The 21162-nt window shown below is 68.1% G+C and carries 18 protein-coding genes and 1 riboswitch; of the genes, 8 read left to right on the top strand and 10 right to left on the bottom strand.

All coding sequences use genetic code 11. The features are described 5' to 3' along the window. Nucleotides 1–91: 91 nt before the first annotated feature. The 4 genes from LN047_RS05100 to LN047_RS05085 form a co-directional block, all read right to left on the bottom strand. A complete protein-coding gene (locus tag LN047_RS05100) occupies nucleotides 92–1195 on the bottom strand; it encodes a porin (RefSeq protein ID WP_373981252.1) in 1104 nt (367 codons plus the stop codon). A 53-nt stretch (nucleotides 1196–1248) separates the two neighbouring features. Then, nucleotides 1249–4047: a magnesium-translocating P-type ATPase gene (gene mgtA, locus LN047_RS05095; protein ID WP_373981251.1), complete on the bottom strand. Its 2799-nt coding sequence runs from the start codon at nucleotides 4045–4047 to the stop codon at nucleotides 1249–1251. A gap of 429 nt (nucleotides 4048–4476) precedes the next feature. After that, nucleotides 4477–4809: a hypothetical protein gene (locus tag LN047_RS05090; RefSeq protein WP_223574398.1), complete on the bottom strand. Its 333-nt coding sequence runs from the start codon at nucleotides 4807–4809 to the stop codon at nucleotides 4477–4479. 441 nt (nucleotides 4810–5250) lie between these two features. Further along, nucleotides 5251–6255 (bottom strand): sodium:calcium antiporter, encoded by a 1005-nt coding sequence (locus LN047_RS05085; protein WP_056321193.1) that lies wholly within the window; start codon nucleotides 6253–6255, stop codon nucleotides 5251–5253. Between the two features lie 43 nt (nucleotides 6256–6298). Beyond that, a riboswitch (yybP-ykoY riboswitch) is annotated at nucleotides 6299–6489 on the bottom strand. A 145-nt stretch (nucleotides 6490–6634) separates the two neighbouring features. Between LN047_RS05085 and LN047_RS05080 the strand changes: the two genes are divergently transcribed. Next, a complete protein-coding gene (locus tag LN047_RS05080; protein ID WP_373981250.1) occupies nucleotides 6635–7975 on the top strand; it encodes an aminopeptidase P N-terminal domain-containing protein in 1341 nt (446 codons plus the stop codon). A 13-nt stretch (nucleotides 7976–7988) separates the two neighbouring features. Here the strand turns inward: LN047_RS05080 and LN047_RS05075 are convergent, their stop codons facing one another. Further along, complete coding sequence (locus LN047_RS05075) at nucleotides 7989–8453, bottom strand: NINE protein (protein ID WP_373981249.1); 465 nt, start codon at nucleotides 8451–8453, stop codon at nucleotides 7989–7991. A gap of 78 nt (nucleotides 8454–8531) precedes the next feature. On the opposite strand from LN047_RS05075, the gene LN047_RS05070 reads away from it, so the two are divergent. From LN047_RS05070 to ruvA, 6 genes are all read left to right on the top strand, one after another. Next, a complete protein-coding gene (locus LN047_RS05070; RefSeq protein WP_373981248.1) occupies nucleotides 8532–9701 on the top strand; it encodes a UbiH/UbiF/VisC/COQ6 family ubiquinone biosynthesis hydroxylase in 1170 nt (389 codons plus the stop codon). A 117-nt stretch (nucleotides 9702–9818) separates the two neighbouring features. Beyond that, nucleotides 9819–10844, top strand: coding sequence for a tRNA dihydrouridine synthase DusB (dusB, locus tag LN047_RS05065; protein ID WP_056321185.1), 1026 nt, complete (start codon nucleotides 9819–9821; stop codon nucleotides 10842–10844). Between the two features lie 36 nt (nucleotides 10845–10880). Further along, nucleotides 10881–11120 carry a helix-turn-helix domain-containing protein gene (locus LN047_RS05060; protein WP_006217670.1) on the top strand — a complete coding sequence of 80 codons (240 nt, stop codon included), beginning with the start codon at nucleotides 10881–10883 and terminating at the stop codon, nucleotides 11118–11120. 101 nt (nucleotides 11121–11221) lie between these two features. Continuing rightward, nucleotides 11222–12811 carry a bifunctional phosphoribosylaminoimidazolecarboxamide formyltransferase/IMP cyclohydrolase gene (gene purH / locus LN047_RS05055; protein WP_373981247.1) on the top strand — a complete coding sequence of 530 codons (1590 nt, stop codon included), beginning with the start codon at nucleotides 11222–11224 and terminating at the stop codon, nucleotides 12809–12811. After that, nucleotides 12811–13359, top strand: coding sequence for a crossover junction endodeoxyribonuclease RuvC (gene ruvC / locus LN047_RS05050; RefSeq protein ID WP_056321180.1), 549 nt, complete (start codon nucleotides 12811–12813; stop codon nucleotides 13357–13359). The genes purH and ruvC overlap by 1 nt, the downstream gene beginning before the upstream one ends. A 70-nt stretch (nucleotides 13360–13429) precedes the next feature. Further along, complete coding sequence (ruvA, locus tag LN047_RS05045) at nucleotides 13430–14002, top strand: Holliday junction branch migration protein RuvA (protein WP_128830056.1); 573 nt, start codon at nucleotides 13430–13432, stop codon at nucleotides 14000–14002. 6 nt (nucleotides 14003–14008) lie between these two features. Here ruvA and LN047_RS05040 read toward each other — a convergent pair whose 3' ends face one another. From LN047_RS05040 to LN047_RS05020, 5 genes are all read right to left on the bottom strand, one after another. Then, on the bottom strand, nucleotides 14009–14935 hold the full coding sequence (locus tag LN047_RS05040; RefSeq protein ID WP_180098909.1) for a complex I NDUFA9 subunit family protein: 927 nt from the start codon (nucleotides 14933–14935) through the stop codon (nucleotides 14009–14011). Between the two features lie 104 nt (nucleotides 14936–15039). Beyond that, nucleotides 15040–16005: a threo-3-hydroxy-L-aspartate ammonia-lyase gene (locus tag LN047_RS05035; protein ID WP_056321169.1), complete on the bottom strand. Its 966-nt coding sequence runs from the start codon at nucleotides 16003–16005 to the stop codon at nucleotides 15040–15042. 103 nt (nucleotides 16006–16108) lie between these two features. After that, a complete protein-coding gene (gene ruvB, locus LN047_RS05030) occupies nucleotides 16109–17182 on the bottom strand; it encodes a Holliday junction branch migration DNA helicase RuvB (RefSeq protein WP_056321167.1) in 1074 nt (357 codons plus the stop codon). Nucleotides 17183–17267: 85 nt separating this feature from the next. Beyond that, nucleotides 17268–18854 carry a sensor histidine kinase gene (locus LN047_RS05025; protein ID WP_373981246.1) on the bottom strand — a complete coding sequence of 529 codons (1587 nt, stop codon included), beginning with the start codon at nucleotides 18852–18854 and terminating at the stop codon, nucleotides 17268–17270. Continuing rightward, entirely contained in the window at nucleotides 18854–19555 is a 702-nt protein-coding gene (locus tag LN047_RS05020) for a response regulator (protein ID WP_056321163.1), read from the bottom strand. The genes LN047_RS05025 and LN047_RS05020 overlap by 1 nt, the downstream gene beginning before the upstream one ends. Nucleotides 19556–19774: 219 nt before the next feature. Here LN047_RS05020 and LN047_RS05015 point away from each other — a divergent pair, with 219 nt between their 5' ends. Then, nucleotides 19775–21112: a fimbrial protein gene (locus LN047_RS05015; protein ID WP_373981245.1), complete on the top strand. Its 1338-nt coding sequence runs from the start codon at nucleotides 19775–19777 to the stop codon at nucleotides 21110–21112. The last annotated feature ends 50 nt before the right edge of the window (nucleotides 21113–21162 follow it).

Here is a 21162-nt window from a genome sequence, read left to right as displayed (position 1 = left end):
AGACAAGGGCCGGCGCCCGGCGCCGTCTTTCGGCGATTGTAGTAGACCCCGCCATTGCGCGCTGCCGGGCGCAGGCCCGGGCTGGAACGTGTCAGAAACGGTGTGACACGCCCGTTCCGATGCGCGTGGTGTGGGCGTTGCCGGGGTCGAACTGGTTATCCAGCGTGTAGTTCGACGCGTAGCCCGCGAAGGCATAGAGCGTCGTGCGAGGGGACAGGTCGTAGGTATAGCCCAGCGTCGCAACCTGCGCATTGCGCGCCGTCATGCCATTGTTCCAACGCCAGTCGGGCCGGGCCAGCGACCATTGCACCAGAACGGCCCCCGGCCCGGCCGGGACACTGACCCCGACCAGCCAGGCGTCGACCGTGCCGCCCTGCACGAAGGCCGCGGGTCCCAACCCGAGGCCCAGTTCGTCGGGGTCGCCGCCGTCCAGCCCCACATAACCGTTGCGCTGGCGCGACCAGGCAAGCGACACCTTGACCACCTCGAAGTCATACGAGGCGCCCACCTGGAATGCCTGCGGACGCCCGCCCGCCTGCGCGGGCGGGGTCGCCAGGCGCAATTGTTCCCAGGTTGCCACGGCCAGGAGCGGCCCGTCCTCATACTTCAGGCCGAGACTGATCGCACGAGTGTTCTGGTTGGTGCGAAATTGGTCCTGTCCATCCGCGTCGAAGGCATAGCCGACCCCGGCCTGGAACCCCTGCCATTGCGGGGAATACCAGTTCACCATGTTGCTGAATTGGTAATTGTCGGACGCCTTGAAGGTCGCCCCCATGCCCATGTCTTTCCACGAGGCGATTTCAAGCGCGTTGCCGTAGGTCTGGCCGACCGTGTACTGGCGGCCAATGCGCAGGTCGCCGTAGCTGGCATGGGCCAAGCCGACCCAGGCGCCATAGTTGAAGAGCCGGCTGCTGTCGGCCGCGGTGCCGCTGGACGGGTCAAAGCCGCTTTCAAGCTGGAAACTGGCGGTCCACCCGGAGCCCAGGTCTTCCGTCCCCTGCAGGCCCCACAGCGAGTCCGTCAGGCCGCCGTTCAGCAGGCCGCTTTGGCTGCCCTGCCCCGACACCCGGGTCACGGCAACGCCGGCGTCCACAATGCCGTACAGCTGCACGCTGGTGCCGCCATCCGCGGCCACCGCCGAGCAGGAGGGCATCAGGCCGGCCGCCGCCAAGGCGGCGAAAAATGCAATTCTCATGATCTTTCCTTGCGTTGGCGGCGGGCGCGGAGCCCGCCGCCGGTTGCATCAGCCTACTGCCAGCCGTAACGGCGGACCCAGAAGTGCTTGAGCGTCTGCGTCAGCATGCAATATCCCAGGAGAATGCCGACGAGCCAGGGGAAGTAGCTCCAGGGCAGCGCCTGCAACTGAAAGTACTCCGCCAGCGGCGAGAACGGCAGCACCAGCCCCAACGTGATCACCATCAGCGTCATTCCCATCAGGGGCCAGGACGCGCGGCTTTGCAGGAAAGGAATGCGGCGAGTGCGGATCATATGCACGATCAGCGTCTGCGACAACAGGCCCTCGACAAACCAGCCGGACTGGAACAGCGTCTGATGCTCGGGCGAATTGGCCTGGAACACGAACCACATGACGGCGTACATCGCGATGTCGAAGATCGAGCTGATCGGGCCGAAGAACACCATGAACCGGCCCAGGCCTTCCGGATCCCAGCGCTGCGGCTGCTTCAGCAATTCTTCGTCGACATTGTCAAACGGAATCGCCGTCTGCGAGATGTCGTACATCAGGTTCTGCAGCAGCAGATGGATGGGCAGCATCGGCAGAAAGGGCAGGAAGGCGCTGGCGACCAGCACCGAAAACACGTTGCCGAAATTCGAGCTGGCCGTCATCTTCAGGTACTTGAGCATGTTGCAGAAGGTCTTGCGGCCTTCGATCACGCCGTCCTCCAGCACCATCAGGCTCTTTTCCAGCAGGATGATGTCGGCGGCCTCCTTCGAGATATCCACCGCGGAATCCACCGAGATGCCCACGTCCGCCGCGCGCAGCGCCGGTGCGTCGTTGATGCCGTCTCCCATGAAGCCCACCGTGTCGCCCTGCGCGCGCAGGCTGCGAACGATGCGTTCCTTGTGAATCGGCGCCAGCCGGGCAAACACGTTGGCCTCGCGCACGGCGACCGCCAGCTCGGCGTCGTCCATCGCCTCGATCTCGGCGCCCAGGTACACCTTGCGCACGTCCAGTCCCACCTCGCGGCAGACCTTGCGCGTGACGAGTTCGACGTCGCCCGTCAGCACCTTGACCTCGATGCCCGAGTCCTTCAACGCGGCCAGCGCGGGCCCGGTCGACTCCTTGGGCGGATCCAGGAATGCGATGTATCCCACCAGCACCAGGTCGGATTCATCCGCCACGCCGTAGGCCTGCTGCGTGGGCGGCAGTTCCTTCACGGCGACCGCAATGACGCGCAGGCCCTCCCGGTTCAGACCGGCCGTCACGTGACGGATGTCGGCGCGGCGCGCGTCGGTCAGCGGATGCACTTCGCTGCCCACGCGCAGCCGCGTGCAGGCTTCCAGCATTTCCTCGAGCGCTCCCTTGCAGATCAGTTCGTGGTGGTCGCGGCCGTTTTCGGTCTCGTTCACCACGACGGACATGCGGCGGCGCGAGAAGTCGAACGGAATCTCGTCGATCTTGCGGTAGCGGCCCGCAAGGTCCAGGCTGCGCGCCACTTCCGCATGCTCCAGCACGGCCACGTCCAGCAGGTTTTTCAGGCCCGTCTGGTAGTAGCTGTTCAGATAGGCATAAGCCAGCACGTCGTCGCTGGCCGCGCCATAGACGTCGGTGTGGCGCTCGAGCACGATGCGGTCCTGCGTCAGCGTGCCGGTCTTGTCGGTGCACAGCACGTTCATGGCGCCCAGGTTCTGGATCGCGTCCAGACGCTTGACGACGACCTTGCGCCGGGACATGCGCACGGCGCCCTTGGCAAGCGTGGCCGTGACGATCATGGGCAGCATTTCGGGCGTCAGACCCACGGCGATGGCCAGCGCGAACAGCAGCGCCTCCAGCCAGTCGCCCTTGGTAAAGCCGTTGATCAGCATCACCACCGGCGCCATCACCAGCATGAAGCGGATCAGGATCCAGCTCACGCGGTTGATGCCTTGCTGGAATTGCGTGGGCGCGCGCGAGGTCTGCGTGACGCGGCCAGCCAACTGGCCGAAGTAAGTGTCCGAGCCGGTCGCCACCACCAGCGCGCTGCCCGCGCCGCTGACCACGTTGGTGCCCATGAAGGCCATGTTCTCCAGTTCGAGCGGGTTGGCCGACTGCACGCGCGGAGACATATGCTTTTCAACAGGCAGCGATTCGCCCGTCAGCGCGGCCTGCGCCACGAAGAGGTCCTTGGCGTTCAGAATGCGGCAATCGGCGGGGACCATGTCGCCGGCCGAAAGCAGCACGACGTCGCCGGGCACCAGATCGGCTAGCGGCACTTCACGCTGTTGCGACCCGGTGGCGTGCAAGGCCGCGCCAAAGAAGCGCCGGCCATTGCCCGCGTCGGGCGATCCGGCATCGCTGCGCAGAACCGTCGCGGTGTTGCGCACCATCGCCTTCAGGGCTTCGGCGGCGCGGTTCGAACGCTGCTCCTGCACAAAGCGCAGCACCGTCGAGATCAGCACCATCGAGCCGATGATGGCAACGGCCGTCCACGACTGGTCCTCGGGCGCCGCCATGCGCACGTCGGTCAGCCACGACAGGACCGCCAGCGCGGTCAGCAGCAGGTTGAACGGATTGCGATAGGACAGCCACAGGTGATGCGGCCAGGAAAGCGGCTTCTCGTGGTCGACTTCATTGGCGCCATGCCGATCGCGGGCGGCCTGCGCCTGGGCGTCGGACAGCCCGCCCCAGCCGCTGCCGAACCGCTCGAACAGGGAATCGAAGCCCAGCCGGGACGTCTCGACCATGCGCAGGCTGGCGCGGCGGGCGGCCTCGGAGGAAACCGCGGCGTTGTCCGCGCCTTGTTCAAGGATGGGGGCGCGGCGAAAGTGCCGGCCGGTGCGGCGCAGACGCGCGGCGGAAGAAAAAAAGGATTTCAGGAAAGCAAACATGGGAGTGCTCCGCATTTATTGATGTTGTTGCGGGAGACACGGACGACCCTGCCGGTGGCGGCCGCGCGCAGGCAGCAGCGGACCGCGGCGTTTCCTGGGAAATGCCGTGAGGCCGCCGCTGACGGGCGTGCGAAGGCGCCGGAGCAATGTTGCCGGTGTCCGGATCGCGTCTATGGCGCGCCGGGTGCGGAAAACGGAAGGGAAGCGGGCGGTGGAACCGGGACCGGACGCCGATGCGCGCAGGACGCGGGCGGGGCCGGGGATTCCAGGCTGCGGGTTCCGTACGGACCGGGATGTCTATCCGGCCAGTCGGCTCGCAGTGAGTGACGGGTCAGATAGGCATGCCGGAGCCGCGCACAGGGCGCAATCGAGGCTCTGGGTCTAAGGCGCTAGGCATGATTTCTCCGGGGAAGGAAATGTTTGGGGGGTTCAGGCCATCGCGGCCTGCGCGCCGAAATGCACGTGGCGCACAGCGGGATTGGCGCTCAAACGGCGCGCTTGCGTCATCAATTCAGCCCGCAGTTCGGGCGGGCAATTGATCGTGATGCAAGCCGACGCGAGATCGGGATCCTGGCCTTGGTCGACCTGCACTTGGGCGACGTCCAGGCCAGCGGCGCCGAAGTCCAGGCAGATCTGCTTGCGCAGTGCGCCCAGCTCGCCGCGCGGACAGATCACCGTCAGCCGGGAAGTGCCGCGGCGGCGGCCCAGGGCGGTGGCGCGGTCCACGCCGGCACGGCGCAGGAACAAGTCGAAGAAACGCATAACGACCTCCATGACAAGAAGGCGGAGCGTGATCGCGAACACGTGCGCAGCCGGACAGCGCCCTGGCGGCGGACACGACGAACGTGCACGAACGCTGGCGCTGCGACTAGCGGCGGTTCTGGCGGTTTACGTTGGGGAGAGTCCCGGCAGGCCAAGAGCCTGCGCTACTGGCCGGGCTGAAGCCTGGCGCCTGGGATACACCGCAACCTGCTGAATGACAGGATGCGGCAGACGGAGTTCTGCGTGGATCCTGTCAGACAGCGACGTCGATGCAAGATCGACAACTTTCGCCGGAATCGGTATTCACGAAGACTGCTCCTGGGATGGAAAACAGCGAAATTTTACGCGGGTTTGTACTGATGGACAAGGGTTGGGTGCATTTTTGACGCAGAAAAGCGCCAAAGCAGGACAGGCGCGCACGCCTGCCCGGCCTGCCCGCCGTTACCCGTAGAAGTGCCAGCCCAGGTACCCCGCGAAAATCGCGTACAGCCCGCCCACCGCCGACAGCGCCGGCACGCTCATGGCCGACCGGCGGAAACGCAGCCACAGCAGTCCGATCGACAGCATCGTGAAAAAGCCCGCAGCGAGCAGCGGGGCGTCCAGCAGCCACGGCGTCATGAAGATGCCTAGCGCGCTGGGGATCGTGGCCTGGATCATCATGGCGCCCGAAATGTTGGCCAGCGCCAGGCGTTCCTTGCCCTGGCGCACCCAGATCAGCGCATTCATGATCTCCGGCAGCTCGGTGGCCACCGGGGCCAGCAGCAGCGCGGCCACGTGGGGCGAGGCACCCATGGCGATGCCCAGCAGTTCGATCTGGTTGACGAACACGTGCGAGGCGCCGGCGATCACGACCAGCGCCATGACCGTCTGCGTGACGGCCCAGAACATGGAGGGGTCTTCGTCGCGCGGCCGCAGTTTCAGGGGTTCGAGGTCATCGCTGTCCAGGGATGCCTCGTCGTTGCTGAGCTCACGCTTGATGTAGAGCGCATAGGTGACCAGGAACACGAAGCCCAGCCAGGGCTTCCAGGCAAAGGCCAGCAGGCCCAGGCCCACCTTGAAGATGAAGATGCCCATGAACCAGGCCTGGTCGCGGGCCAGCCGGCGCTGGTCCGCGTTGATACAGTTCGCCTGCGTGGGCTTGCCGCGGCGGGCGCGCCACAGGGCCAGGCCGACGACCGCATAGGCCAGCGTGGCAAGCACCAGGGGACCGCCCATCGCGGCGCCGACGCCGATGTCCTTTTGTTCGGGGGTATCGCCGAAGACCACGGCCATGAAGGTGACGGCGCTTTCCGGCAGCGCGGTGCCGAAGGCGGCGAGCACGGTGCCGGTGGCGGTCGCGCCCAGCTGGAAGCGGTGACCGACCCATTCGACGCCATTGACGAAGAACTCGCACGCGACGTAGATCACTGCCGCGGACAGGAAGAACAGAAAAAGGGTGAGCAACATGGGAATGCGGCCGGACGAGCGGATACCATTGGCGCGACGCAGCGGCTCGCCCGGCCAAGGGTGAACGCTACGCGGCCAAAGGTCTCGCCTGGCTGGTCCACGCGGCTGCAAGCCGGACGTGGGTGCCGTCAGCGCCATGGGGTTCTAGCGGCTGCTCCGCAGCACTGAACCACCAAGTCTGTTGACGCTGACTCCTTTGGGGACAAAGGATGGCTACTCCCCAATGACAGAGCGGCGATTGTAGCAGCGGCCGGCACGTTGTCCAGTCATCACCGCACGGCCAACGCGGATACGCCTCGGGGTGTTGCATTCGCGGGATGGCAGGTAAAGTAGCCCCATCTTCCGCCCTTGCCGGGGCTGCGCGCCCGGCCCGCCCGACATGAGCCTGCCTCCCGACGACCTCGCCCCTTTCGCCGCGCGGCGCCAGCGCCTGATGGATCGCATGCGCGCGGAAGGCGGCGGCATCGCCATCCTGGCAACCGCGACGGAAGCCATCCGCAACCGCGATGCGGAATTTCCTTACCGGCACGACAGCGATTTCTTCTACCTGACGGGCTTTACCGAACCCGACGCCTGGGTGGTGCTGGTGGCGGGCGCGACCGACCGCGCCGTGCTGTTCTGCCGGCCACGTCACGTGGAGCATGAATTGTGGGAGGGCAAGCGCTTCGGCCCCGAGGCCGCGGCCGCCCACTTCGGATTCGACGACGCCCATCCCATCGACGCGCTGGACGAACTGGTGCCCGCGCTGATGCTGGACCACCCCACCCTGTACGCCCCGCTGGCCGGGGACAAGCGCACGGACGGCCGCCTGCACCGCTGGCTGGCGGCGGCGCGCGAGAAAAGCCGCGGCGGGCGCCAGCCGCCCAGCCGGCAGCAGGACGTGCGGCCGCTGCTGGCCGACATGCGGCTCATCAAGGACGCCTCGGAAATCGCCGCCATGCGGCGCGCGGCCAAGATTTCGGCCGGCGCCCACGCGCGCGCCATGCGCGTGGCGCGGCCCGGCATGCGCGAGTACGAGATCGAGGCCGAGCTGCTTTATGAATTCCGCCGCCACGGCGCCCAGTCCGTGGCCTACAACAGCATCGTCGCGGCCGGGGCCAACGCCTGTGTCCTGCACTACCCGGCGGGCGAGGCAGTGCTGCGCGACGGCGATCTGGTGCTGGTCGATGCGGGCTGCGAAGTGGACAGCTACGCCAGCGACATCACCCGCACCTTTCCGGCGAACGGCCGCTACAGCGGCCCGCAGCGCGCGCTTTATGACCTGACCGTCGCGGCGCAGGACGCGGCCGCCCAGGCCACCGCGCCCGGCCGCAGCTTCAACGATGCGCACGAGGCCGCCCTGCGCGTCCTGGCGCAAGGCATGCTGGACCTGAAACTGCTGAAGGGATCGCTGGACGGCGTGCTGGAATCGGGCGACTACAGCCGCTTCTACATGCACCGCACTGGGCACTGGCTGGGCCTGGACGTGCATGATGTCGGCGACTACCGCCAGCCCGGCGCGCCCGGCACCGATCGGCCGTGGCGCACGCTGCAAACCGGGATGATGCTGACCATCGAGCCGGGCATCTACGTGCGCCCCGCCGACGACGTGCCAGAGGCCTACTGGAACATCGGCATCCGCACGGAAGACGATGCGCTGGTCACGGACGAAGGATGTGAACTGATCACCCGCGGCGTGCCGGTGCAGGCCAGCGAGATCGAGGCGCTGATGCGCGAATGACGCGGCGGGCGGCCTACAGCACGTAGCCGTCCAGCCAGCCCATGGCCACCCAGACATAGACCACCACCATCGCGATGGCGAACATGGTGGCGATGGCGCCGACAAGGCACGCCAGAATGGCGACCAGCACCGGCCCCCAGCCTGTCGAAGACACCTTGCCCAGACCCGGATTGCAGATCCGGTCGAACTTCTCGTCCGGCATCAGGGAATAGACCGCGCTTTCGATGAACCCGTCGATCATGGGAATGAACAGCAGGAAGAACGCGGGGTTGTCGTACCAGATCGGGTAAAAGCGCACGGCGCAGAACAGGCACACGGCGGCGAACACGGTCACCAGCCAGGCGTGGCGCCGGCCCAGATACCACCAGTGCGCGCCAAACGCGCCGAACAGGCAGGCCAGGAGTCCCACCGCGACCTTGCTGCGGGGGCGGCGCGCGGAGACGGCGGAAAGCGAAGAGGAAGCCTGAGCCTGCGTCATGTCAATCAACCGGAAAAGGGGCGTAGGCGCCAAGCGGCGGCGGCTGCCGCGATTGTAGTGGACGGTTAAAATCCGGGCATGACTTCCTCCGCCTACGACATTGCGATTCTTGGCGCCGGCCCCGTGGGCCGCGTATTGGCCCTGATGCTGGCGCGCGTGGCGCCGGACCCGGCGCGCATCGCCCTGCTCGCGGGCAGCGCACCGGCGCCCGTCACCCCGGCCGCGGCCGTGCCCGCCGCGGATCCGCGCGTGCTGGCCATGAACCACGGCAGCCGGGTGCTGCTGGAGTCGCTGCATGCCTGGCCCGAACGCTCGGCCGACATTCGCAACATCCACGTGTCGCAGCGCGGCCGGCTGGGCCGGACGCTCATCCAGAACACCGATTTTGGCGTGCCCCAGCTGGGCTGCGTGGTGGCCTATTCCGGCCTGTACGCCAAGCTGGACGAATGCGTGGCCGCTTGCGGCGTCTCCGTGCTGGCCGGCCCCCCGGCGCAGATCGGCATGCAGGACGCCGACGGCGTGCGCATCCAGCAGGGCGACACGGAAATCCTCTGCGGCGTCGCCGTGCAGTCCGACGGCGCCGGCGCCACGGATGTGCGGCGCGATTACGACCAGCACGCCGTGCTGACCACCGCCCACGCCACCCTGCCGCGGCGCGGCTGGGCCTGGGAGCGCTTCACCTCCGAAGGTCCGCTGGCGCTGCTGCCGCACCCGCAGACCCCGGATGCCTACTCCGTCGTCTGGTGCAGCGCGCCGGACCGCGCGGCCGAACTCGCGGCCCTGGACAACGTCGCTTTCTCGCATGCGCTGACGCAGGCCTTTGGCGACCGCCTGGGCCGCCTGACCAGCCATGCGCCGCGCCATGTCTTTCCGCTGGCGCTGTCCGCCCGGCGCGCCCAGGTGCACGGCCGGGTCGCGGCCATCGGCAACGCCGCGCAGACCCTGCACCCGGTGGCGGGACAGGGATTGAACCTCGGCCTGCGCGATGCGGCGCGCCTTGCCCAGACGCTGACCGGCTGGCTGGCCCGTCCCGGCGCCAATCCCGGACCGGCCCTGGCCGAGTTCGCCAGCGCGCGCCATCTGGATCGCTTCATCACGGCCGGGCTTACCGATTTCATGCCGCGCATCTTCGCCACGGGGCTGGCGCCCGTGGAACACGCCTGCGGCGCCGCCTTGCTGGGGATGGATCTGGCCTCCCCGTTGCGCGCCCCGCTCGCCCAGCACCTGCTCCAAGGATTCCGCGCGTAAATCCCCGTCGGATCCGGCCCCGTTCAGGGGCCGGCTTCCCCTCGTTCCCCCCCATCTGTTACCAGGCCATCGCCCCTCCAAAAATGGGGGTTCGATCGAGCCGGTTAAAATGTGAGCATGCGCATAGGCCAGTGGACCCTTCCCAACAACGTTCTTGTCGCGCCCATGGCGGGCGTGACGGACCGTCCTTTCCGCCAGCTTTGCAAGAAGCTGGGGGCGGGTTACGCGGTGTCCGAGATGGCCGCCAGCAACCCCAAACTGTGGGATAGCGTCAAGACATCGCGCCGCCTGAACCACGACGGCGAGATCGCCCCCATTTCCGTGCAGATTGCGGGGGCGGATCCGGCCATGATGGCCGAGGCCGCGGCGTTCAACGCCAACAAGGGCGCCCGGATCATCGACATCAACATGGGCTGTCCGGTCAAGAAAGTGTGCAACGTGGCGTCCGGGTCGGCGCTGTTGCGCCACGAAGACCTGATCGTCCGCATCCTGGACGCCGTGGTGGCCGCCTGCGCGCCGCTTGGCGTGCCCGTCACCCTGAAGACCCGGACCGGCTGGGACCGCAGCAGCCGCAATGCGCTGCGCGTGGCCAAGCTGGCCGAAAACGCGGGCATAGCCGCCCTCACCCTGCACGGGCGCACGCGGGCCGACCTCTATACGGGCGAGGCGGAATATGACACCATCCGCGCCGTCAAGGCTGAAATCGGCATCCCCGTGATCGCGAACGGAGATATCGACTCGCCCGCCAAAGCCAGGCACGTCCTGGATTACACTGGCGCCGATGCGGTCATGATTGGCCGGGCGGCCCAGGGCCGCCCGTGGATCTTCCGCGAAATCGACCACTACCTGCGCACGGGCGAAACACTGGCCCCTCCCTCTTACGGGGAAATGCGCGAGCTGCTGCTCGAACATCTCGACGACCACTACCGTTTCTATGGCGAGCACACCGGCGTACGTACCGCGCGCAAGCACATAGGCTGGTATGTGGACGGCCTGCCGGGCGCGGATTCGTTTTGCGCCCGCATGAACCTGATCGACAACACCCGCGACCAATGGCGGGCGGTGGCGGACTGGTTCGACACCCTCTCAAGCGACGGCAGCTGTACCCCGGCGCCGGCCGCAGAAGCCCTGCTGGCGGCATGACCGCCTCAACACCAACATAAAAATATCTGTACTCAAATGAGCAAGAAAGATGTCCTGGAAGAATGCGTGCGCGCCAGCCTGGAGCGCTATTTCGAAGACTTGGGCGAGTCCGAGCCCCACGATATGTGGGACATGGTCATGCGCTGCGTGGAGCGCCCGGTGCTTGAAGTAGCGTTGGAGCGGTCGGGCGGCAACCAGTCCCGGGCGTCCGAGATGCTGGGCATCACCCGCAACACCCTGCGCAAGAAGTTGCTGGCGCACAATATCCAGGTATAGATTTCCCTCGCGCGGGCGGCGCACGCGTCGCGCCGCCGCCGCTTCCAGATTTCCCATCCGACCAGAACGAGAAAGGCGCTCCCGCCCCACTCCGTCCCATCATGAAAATCGAAACCGCCCTGCTTTCGGTGTCCGACAAGACCGGCATCGTTGAATTTGCCCGCGCCCTGGCCGCGCGCGGCGTGCGCCTGCTCTCGACCGGCGGCACCGCCAAGCTGCTCGCCGACTCCGGCCTGACCGTCACCGAAGTGGCCGCTCACACCGGTTCACCCGAGATCCTGGACGGCCGCGTGAAGACGCTGCACCCCAAGATCCACGGCGGCCTGCTGGCCCGCCGCGACAGCGCCGAGCACATGGACACCATTAAGGCGGCTGGCATCGATCGCATCGACATGCTGGTGGTCAACCTGTATCCGTTCCGTGAAACCGTCGCCAAGCCCGATTGCACGTTTGCCGACGCCGTCGAGAACATCGACATCGGCGGGCCCGCCATGCTGCGCGCCGCCGCCAAGAACCACGGCACCGAAGCCGGCGGCGTTACGGTCGTGATCGACCCGGTCGACTATTCGCGCGTCCTGGCCGAAATGGACAAGGGCGGCGCCACCTCCTACGGCCTGCGCCTCGCCCTGGCCGCCAAGGTCTACGCCCACACGGCCGCCTACGACGGCGCCATCGCCGCGTACCTGACCAGCCTGACCGCAACCGAGCCCGAGCAGGACGCCGTGCCCGCCCGTAACGAATGGCCCGGCACGCTGACCCTGCAGGTCAAGCAGGAGCAGGCGCTGCGCTACGGCGAGAACCCCCATCAAAGCGCCGCCTTCTACGTGGACGCGCAGCGTCCGGCCGGCCTGCTGGGCAACTACCGCCAGCTGCAGGGCAAGGAACTGTCCTACAACAACATCGCCGACGCCGACGCGGCGTGGGAATGCGCACGCAGCTTCGAGGCGCCCGCCTGCGTCATCGTCAAGCATGCCAACCCCTGCGGCGTGGCCGTGGCGGCCGACACGCTGGGCGCGTACCAGCAGGCCTTCAAGACCGACCCGACGTCGGCCTTCGGCGGCATCATCGCCTTCAACCGTCCGGTTGACGCCGCGACGGCCGAGGCCGTGAGCGCGCAGTTCCTGGAAGTGCTGCTCGCCCCCGCCTACGACGGCGCCGCGCTGGCCATCCTGGCCGCCAAGAAGAACGTGCGCGTGCTGGAAGTGCCGATGGGCACCGGCCAGAACGCCTTCGACATCAAGCGCGTGGGCGGCGGCTGGCTGGTGCAGACGCCGGACGCCTACAACGTGCCGCGCGACGCCCTGAAGGTCGTCACCAAGCGCCAGCCCACCGAACAGGAAATGAACGACCTGTCGTTCGCCTGGAAGGTCGCCAAGTACGTCAAGTCCAACGCCATCGTGTTCGTGGGCGGCGGCATGACCCTGGGCGTGGGCGCGGGCCAGATGAGCCGCATCGACTCGGCGCGCATCGCGTCCATCAAGGCGGAAAACGCCGGCCTGACCCTGAAGGGCTCGGCCGTGGCATCCGACGCGTTCTTCCCGTTCCGTGACGGCCTGGACGTGGTGGTGGCGGCGGGCGCAACCTGCGTGATCCAGCCCGGCGGCAGCGTGCGCGATGACGAAGTCATCGCCGCCGCCGACGAGCACGGCATCGCCATGGTGCTGACCGGCACCCGCCACTTCCGCCACTGATGCGCGTCCTCGGCATCGATCCCGGCCTGCGCCGCACCGGCTTCGGTGTGATCGATGCCGAAGGCTCGCGGCTGCGTTACGTGGCCAGCGGGACCATCGTGGTCCCGCCGGCGCTGACGCTGTCCGAACGCCTGAAGGTCATCCTGGACAACCTGCGCCAGGTGGCCCGCGACACGCAACCCGACGTGGCCGCGCTGGAAATCGTCTTTCTGAACACCAATCCCGCATCCACCCTGCTGCTGGGCCAGGCCCGCGGCGCGGCGCTTTGCGCGCTGGCCGACAGTTCGCTGGACGTGCACGAGTACACCGCGCTGCAGATCAAGAAGGCCGTGGTCGGCACCGGCCGCGCCGCGAAAGAGCAGGTGCAGATGATGGTGCAGCACCTGCTGGCGCTGGATGGCATGCCGGCCCCCGACTCGGCCGACGCGCTGGCCTGCGCGATCTGCCACGCGCACGTGGGACCGCTGCAGGACAAGCTGGAACGCCTGGGCAGCGCGCTGCGGATGGGCGGCAAGACCCGCATCCGCAATGGCCGGCTGATCGGCTGAGCGCCCTCCCGTATAGAATCCCCGCATTCGCCGCGCGTTCCGCGGCCGCCACCATTGCAGGCCTCTCACCATGATCGGAAGAATCACCGGAACCCTGATCGAAAAACTGCCCCCCACGATCTGCGTGGATGTGGGCGGAATCGGGTATGACATCGACGTGCCCATGAGCACGCTGTATTCGCTGCCCGAGACGGGCGCGCGCGTCACGCTCTACACGCACCTGACCGTGCGCGAAGACGCGCACATCCTGTATGGATTTGCCTCGGCCGGCGAGCGCAGCGCGTTCCGTGAACTCATCAAGGTCAGCGGCATCGGCGCGCGCACGGCGCTGTCCGTGCTGTCCGGCCTGTCGGTCGCGGATCTGGCGCAAGCCATCACGCTGCAGGAGTCCGGCCGCCTGACCCGCGTGCCCGGCATCGGCAAGAAGACCGCGGAACGGCTGCTGCTGGAGATGCGCGGCAAGCTGGGCGCGGACATCGGCGCAGCGGCGCACGTCACGCACGACAACCAGTCCGACATCCTGAATGCCCTGCTGGCGCTGGGCTACTCCGAGAAGGAATCGCTGTCGGCGCTAAAGACGCTGCCCGAAGGCGTAGGCGTGTCCGACGGCATCAAACAGGCGCTCAAGGCGCTGGTGCGCTAACTGGCGCTAAGCCGCCTTGCCGTGCTGCAGGTAGCGCGGCGCCACGGCCTCCAGGCCCGTGGGCACCACGTGCAACTCGGGGGCGATGGGCCCGCCGCAGACGTTGTCGCGGCGCAGGGAATCCAGGTTGTCGCGCGACATCAATGGCGTGCCCGGCATGCATTCGAACAGCCGGGCCTGCATGCGCCCCACCCCCATCGGCATGCTGATGACGGGGCGCGGATGCCCGCTCCAGGCGGCGCACAGCCGCGCGATCTCGCCCAGCGTGTAGACCTGCGGCCCGCCCAGTTCGTAGGTCTTGCCGCAGGTGTGGGTGTCGGCCAGCGCGTTGACCATGGCGGTCACCACATCGCCCACATAGATGGGCTGCATGCGCGCATTGGCGCCCGCCAGCGGCAGCACCGGCAGCCAACGCGCCAGCGACGCGAACATATTGGTGAAATTGTCGTCGGGTCCGAAAAGCACCGACGGACGGAAGATGGTCCAGCAGATGTCGGGCCGGCCTTGGCAGGCCGCTTTGATGGCGGCCTCGCCGTCGCCCTTGGAGCGCTGGTACATGCTGTCGCCGCTGGAGTCGGCGCCCAGCGCGCTGACGTGAAGCAAGCGCCGCACGCCATGGCGCACACAGGCCTGCGCAATGCGCTGCGGCAGATGCACGTGGGCGCGCGCGAAATCGGACCCATACGGCCGGCCCACGTTGCCGTGCAGGATGCCCACCAGGTTCACGACGGCATCGCACCCTTGCACCATGCCATCGAGCGCGGCGTCGTCGTGGATGTCAGCCTGAAGCAGCGTGACGGTGGGAAGTAATTGCAGGTCGCGTCCGCGAGCAAGAAGCCGCGTGGGCACGACGATCTGATGCGGGTCCGCGCAAAGCCGTGCTACCAAGTGGCGGCCGATGAAGCCCGTGCCGCCAATGACAAGGATACGCATGGCGTAGCCTCCGGTTCGTCAGGATCGAGGTTCGATTCTGCCCTGCAAGGTCGGCATGCGCAAGCGCGCGCGAGCGGGGCGCCGCGCGCGCTGCTTGATGCGCGTCAGCCCGCCAGGAGCTTTGCGTAGGCCGGAAGATCGACGTTGCCGCCGCTGATGATCACGCCTACCCGGGCCCCGCGCACCGGCACCACGTTCTGCATGACGGCCGCCGCCGCCAGGCAGCCCGTGGGTTCCACGACCATCTTCATGCGTTCGGCAAAGAACTTCATGGTCGTCACGAGCTGTTCATCCGTCACCGTGACGATGTCGCGCACGTACTTCTGGATGAGGGGGAAGGTGAGATTGCCCAGATGCGTGGTGGCCGCGCCGTCGGCCAGCGTCTTGGGCGCGGGGATTCGGACGATTTCACCCTTGCGCAAGGACTGCTGCCCGTCATTGCCGGCTTCGGGCTCCACGCCGTAGACCAGGCAGCGCGGGCTGAGCGCGAAGGCGGACAGGGCCGAACCCGACAGCAGGCCGCCGCCGCCCAGGCACACGAAAAGGTAATCGAGCTCGCCGACTTCCTCGAACAATTCCTTGGCGGCGGTGCCCTGCCCCGCGATCACGTCTTCGTGGTCGTACGGCGGGATCAGCGTGGCGCCGGTTTCGGCCTGGATGCGGCGGGCGATGGTCTCGCGGTCTTCGGTGTAGCGGTCGTACGTGACGATCTTGCCGCCGTAGCCTTCGGTGGCCGCGCGTTTGGCCGCGGGCGCGTCCAGCGGCATGATGATGGTGGCCTGGACCCCTTGCAGCCGGGAGGCCAGCGCGATGGCCTGCGCGTGATTGCCTGACGAGAACGTCACGACGCCCGCGGCCCGTTGCTCGGGCGTGAGGCGCGCGATCGCGTTGTAGCCACCCCGGAACTTGAAGGCGCCCATGCGCTGGAAGTTCTCGCACTTGAAGAACAGCGACGCGCCGGCGATGGCATCGGCGGTGGCCGAGGTCAGGACGGGCGTGCGGTGTGCGTTGCCGGCCAGGCGCTCGCTGGCGCGCGCGACATCATCATAGGAGGGCAATTCGGGCTGCATGGAATAAGGTCCTTAGATCGCGAGGGGGAAACGAAACCCTCGGATCATAAACCCGCCGGCGCGATTTGCGCGCCGCCCGAAGGCATGACGGCGCGAGGGCAGCCTATTTGCCGAAGAGGTCGCCGCTGCCGCCCGTGGTGCCTGCGGGCGGCGCCAGGCCCAGGTGGCGCCACGTGGTCAGCGTGGCCGTGCGGCCGCGCGGCGTGCGTTGCAGATAACCGTGCTGGATCAGGTACGGCTCGATGACGTCCTCGATCGTGTCGCGCTCTTCGCCGATGGCCGCGGCCAGGCTGTCCACGCCGACCGGACCGCCATCGAACTTGTGGACGATGGCTTCGAGCAGCTTGCGGTCCATCAGGTCCAGGCCCTGCGGATCGACTTCCAGCATGGCGAGCGCGCGGCCCGCCACGTCGGCGTCGATGGTGCCGCCCGCCTTTACCTCGGCGTAGTCGCGCACCCGGCGCAGCAGGCGGTTGGCGATACGCGGCGTGCCGCGGGCGCGGCGCGCCACCTCGGCCGCGCCGTCCGGCGTGATGACGGCATTGAGCAGGCCCGCGCTGCGCGTCACGATGCGGCCCAGATCCGCGGCGTTGTAGAACTCGAGCCGCGACACGATGCCGAAGCGGTCGCGCAGCGGATTGGTCAGCATGCCCGCGCGGGTCGTGGCGCCCACCAGCGTGAAGGGCTGCAGGTCCAGCTTCACGCTGCGCGCGGCCGGCCCCTCGCCGATCAGGATGTCGATCTGGAAGTCTTCGAGCGCGGGGTAAAGGATTTCCTCGACCACGGGCGACAGGCGGTGGATCTCGTCGATGAAGAGGACGTCGTTCTTTTCCAGGTTGGTCAGCAGCGCGGCCAGGTCGCCCGGGCGTTCGAGAACGGGGCCGGACGTCTGCCGCAATTGCACGCCCATTTCGTGCGCAATGATGTGCGCCAGCGTCGTCTTGCCCAGGCCCGGGGGGCCGAACAGTAGGACGTGGTCCAGCGCCTCGCCCCGCTTTCTGGCCGCGGCGATGAATATCTCGAGCTGTTCGCGGGCGCGCTGCTGCCCGACATATTCTTCCAGCGCCTTGGGCCGCAACGCGCGTTCGATCGACTCCTCGTTGGGCGACACCGGCTGCGGCGTCACGATGCGGGGGGCGTCGGGACGGGAGGAAAGCGAATCGGACTGGATGGCCATGGTGCGGGGTACGGGCAAAGGACGAAGCAGGATGAATCGTACCGTAGCGCGGGCTGCCCCGGGGCCGTCCCCGGGGCCAGGTCGGTCAGGCAGTCTGGGAGAGCGGCAGCCGCACGCGCACGCACAACCCGCCGGACGGAGCCTCGCGCAATTCGAGCGATCCGCCATGCGCCCGCGCAATGGCCTCGGCCAGCGCCAGGCCCAGGCCCACGCTGCCGGTGCGGGTACGCGCGTCGTCAAGCCGGCTGAAAGGCCGCAAGGCCTCCTGGCGGCGTTCCGGCACGATGCCCGGCCCGTGATCGGCCACGTCCAGCACCGCGTATTCCTCTTCGCGCCGCAACGCGACGTCCACCGGCGGCGCGCCGTGGTTCAGCGCGTTGCCGATCAGGTTGTCCAGCAGGCGCCCCAACGCCACGGCGTCGGCCTGCACCACGGCGCCGCTGGCCTGGGCATCGGTGTTCAGGCCGATCGCGGTGCCGGCGCCCTGCCAGGCGCCCACGCGCTCGGTCAGCCATTCCGACAGCACGATGGGCGCATAGCGGTAGGCCGCCGGATCGGTGCCGCGCACGAAACCGATGAACTGGTCCACCATGTGCTGCATGTCGCGCAGGTCGGTGCGCAGCCCTTCCTTCAGCGTCGAATCGTCGGCCATCTCGACGCGCAGCCACATGCGCGACAGCGGCCCTTTCAGGTCGTGCGGCAGCCCGGAAAGCAGCGTGCGCCGCACGGAATCGGACTCGGACAAGGCGTCCAGCATGGCATTGAAGCGTTCGCCCAGCACGCGGGTTTCGTGCGGACCGGAGGGTTCCACGCGCTGGGGCTGGCCCGCAGCAAGCTGGTCCGCGGCGTCGGCCAGCCGCGTGATCGGGCGCGTGATGTGCCACGAAAAACCCACGGCCAGCAGCAGCAGCAATCCCAGCCCGCCCAGCCAGGCGGCGATGAAGGGCGTGGCAACGGGCGGATCCAGCCGGTCCAGCGGAATGACCAGCCACTCGCGCAGCCGCGGCGCGTCTTCGGTGGCCGGGTTGGGCGCCAGCGAAATGAAGATCTCCGGCGTGGGGCCGCGCGACAGCGCCACGCGCGTGCCGTCGTTCAGGCGTTCGTTGAGCTGCTGAACCAGCACGCGCAGGTCGCGGCGAATATCGTCGGGCTCGGGCTCGGACTTGTGGCGGCGCGCGTGCTCCTCGCGGGCACGGTCGCCGTCGCGCTGGGCATCGCTGCCAGCGTCTGCCTGCGCCGCATCGGTTTCGCGTTCGTCGCCATGCACCTCCGGCGGGGGCGGCGGAGGCGGACCGTGCAATTGCGAATCCGGGGCGGGCGGGGGTGCGGGAGGCGGCGGGCGCGGCGCGGCACGCGGCGGCGGACGGCGGCCATTGAAGCGCTGCAGCTTGGCTTCGGCGGGCAGCACGCGTGACCACAACCGCCACTGGTTCTGCGATGCGGCGCGCACGAAGTCGGCGCGGTCTTCGGCGGGCACCTGGGACACGGCGGCGCGCAGCGTGCGGATGGTGGTGACGATATAGCCGATGGCCACGTCTTCCATGAACTTGTGCCGGAAGTACGACACCGTCACCAGCGTGGCGGCCTGCGTGAGCAGGACCGATCCGAGGATCAGCAGGATCAGCCGCGCCCGCAGCGAGCGGGGCACGAGAATGCCGGGGGAAAAGCGCATCAGGGAGAGAACCGGTAACCGATGCCCCAGACGGTCTGGATCCAGCGCGGCTGCTTGGGATCGTCCTCGATCACGCGGCGCAGGCGCAGGATCGCGATGTCGATGGCGCGGTCGTTGCGCTCGCCGGCGTCGTCGTCGCGGGCCAGCGCCAGCAGGCGTTCGCGCGACAGCGGCTTGCCCGCATTGCGCACCAGGGCTTCAAGCAGGTTGATTTCGCCGCCGGTCAGCTTGACCACGGTGCCTTCGCGGGACAGCTGACGCGTGGAGGGGTCAAAGACAAACGGGCCGAAAGCGACCGGCGCATCCTTGGTGAGCGCGGACGGGCCGCGCTTGCGGCGCAGCACGGCCTCGATGCGGGCCAGCAGTTCGCGGGGGTCGAAGGGCTTGCCGACGTAATCGTCGGCGCCGGCCTCCAGGCCGATGATGCGGTCCACGGCTTCGTCGCGCGCGGTCAGCAGGATGACGGGGATGTCCTCGCCCTGCTCGCGCAGGCGGCGGCAGGCATCGGCGCCGTCGCCGCCGGGCAGCATGCGGTCCAGCACCAGCAGATCGGGCGCGTAACGGGTGATGCGCGAGGAGAGGTCGGTCGCGTCCGGGGCCAGCAGCGTGTCGTAGCCATGCCGGTTCAGGTAGTCGGCCAGCAGCTGGCGCAGCGCCGGATCATCGTCGACGACCAGCAGCTTGGTGTGGGAATTGTCCATGGGCGTGATAGTGCGGCGCGGCGCGCTCGCCTGCAAGGGGCAGGAAATCATCTGAAATATACCCGTTGCACGATGTTGGCCGGATGTTTCGGGCTTTTCGCGATCGGACGTGCCCCAGACTCGCGACTGCCCTAGAATGGCGCTTCGCCTGCCGCCCCTCGTGGACTTTTCTAAAGATCGTTTACAGATGCGCGGCAGCGCGCTCTCTACACTGTCCCCATGGTCGCCACAGCTAACATCTGGCGCAGAGGGCTGTTGCACGCGGCATTGACGGCGGGCCTTGCCTGGCCGATGGCGCCTGCGTTTGGCGACGAGCCCGACGTGTCCCCGTTTACCTTGACGCCGCCCCCGGCGGGCGAGGTCACGCGCGTGGCGCGCGGCATTGGCGTGCTCTCGCCGGTTCAATCCCTGCCGGTGCGCCCCGCCCCGTCGTTCGACGACCGGGCCGTGCCGCTGGACCCCACGCCCTGCGACCTGCACGCGACCGAACCCGGCATGGACACCTCGGTGCGCGACGGCGGCCCGGATACGGCCGACGGGTTCATCCCCGGCACGGGCCTGGGCCTGACCGGCAGCGCGCCGCCAGTTCCGCTGACGTGCGATCCGCTGGCGGCGCCCGCGTCCGCGGCGGACATCCCGCCGGATTATTCCTTTGCGCTTGAAGACGGTGACCTGCCGAGCGTGCCGGTCGTGGTGATCTCCGGCGTCTCCCGCCCCTCGCGCCCCTGGTTTTCGTCGGTGAGCGGACAGGACGGCCTGCGCTATGGCGGCAGCCGCAACTGGGTATACCGCAATACCTCGGGCCCGTCCCTCACGGTGGGCAACGTCAACCCCAACGCGCCCGCCTGGGGCAGCGGCGCGCCGGTGGGCGGGCTGCAGATCGCCAACTGGGGCGGCACCGGCGCCACGTTGCCGGAAGGCAGCTTCGGTTATTCGTCCTCGCTGGGCAAGCTCAATCTCATGGACCCGGCCGCCCAGTCCGGGGCCGTGGACTACGGCGCGTCCGTCGGCAGCGGCAGCGTGCGCTACGGCCTCACGCCGGTGCTGACGGTGGAGGGCCAGATGCAGAGCGCGCCGTCGCTCACCACGCGCGGCGTGGGCACCACGTACAACGCCGGCGAATTCGGCACCTTCCGGGCAGGCGCCACGCAAAGTTCGTTCGATGCGGCTAGCGGCTACCGCTACCGCTTCGGCTACAGCGTCGATGTGGCCGACACCGTGACGCTGGGCTACACCAACGAGCAGATCGGCGCGGGCTACGGCGACCTGTCGACCTATTCCGACGGCGTCGCGTCCGCCGCGCAGACCCGCAATACGATCTCTGCGGGCGTGCCGCTGTCGGGCTGGGGCACGTTGAGCGGCACGTATTCCGGCCTGCGCGAGGGGTCGGTGCTGGCCGAGCAGCGCGTGGGCCTGTCCCACAGCATGTTCGTCGCCCCCAAGGTCAAGCTGGCCGTGGGCGCGGACCGCGACATCGTGACGGGCGACTATGGCTGGCGCGCCAACCTGAGCATGCCCGTGGACACCTTCATGCGCGGCACCTGGCTCAGCTGGTAAGCGCCGGGAACGCGGACCAAAAAATCCCCCTGGGATGGGACCGGCCGGAA

It is taken from the genome of Achromobacter sp. JD417, from assembly GCF_041879325.1.
Classification (GTDB): domain Bacteria; phylum Pseudomonadota; class Gammaproteobacteria; order Burkholderiales; family Burkholderiaceae_B; genus Achromobacter; species Achromobacter mucicolens.
Note: the sequence above shows the minus strand (reverse complement) of the source record. Positions and strands in the feature narration are given on the sequence as shown.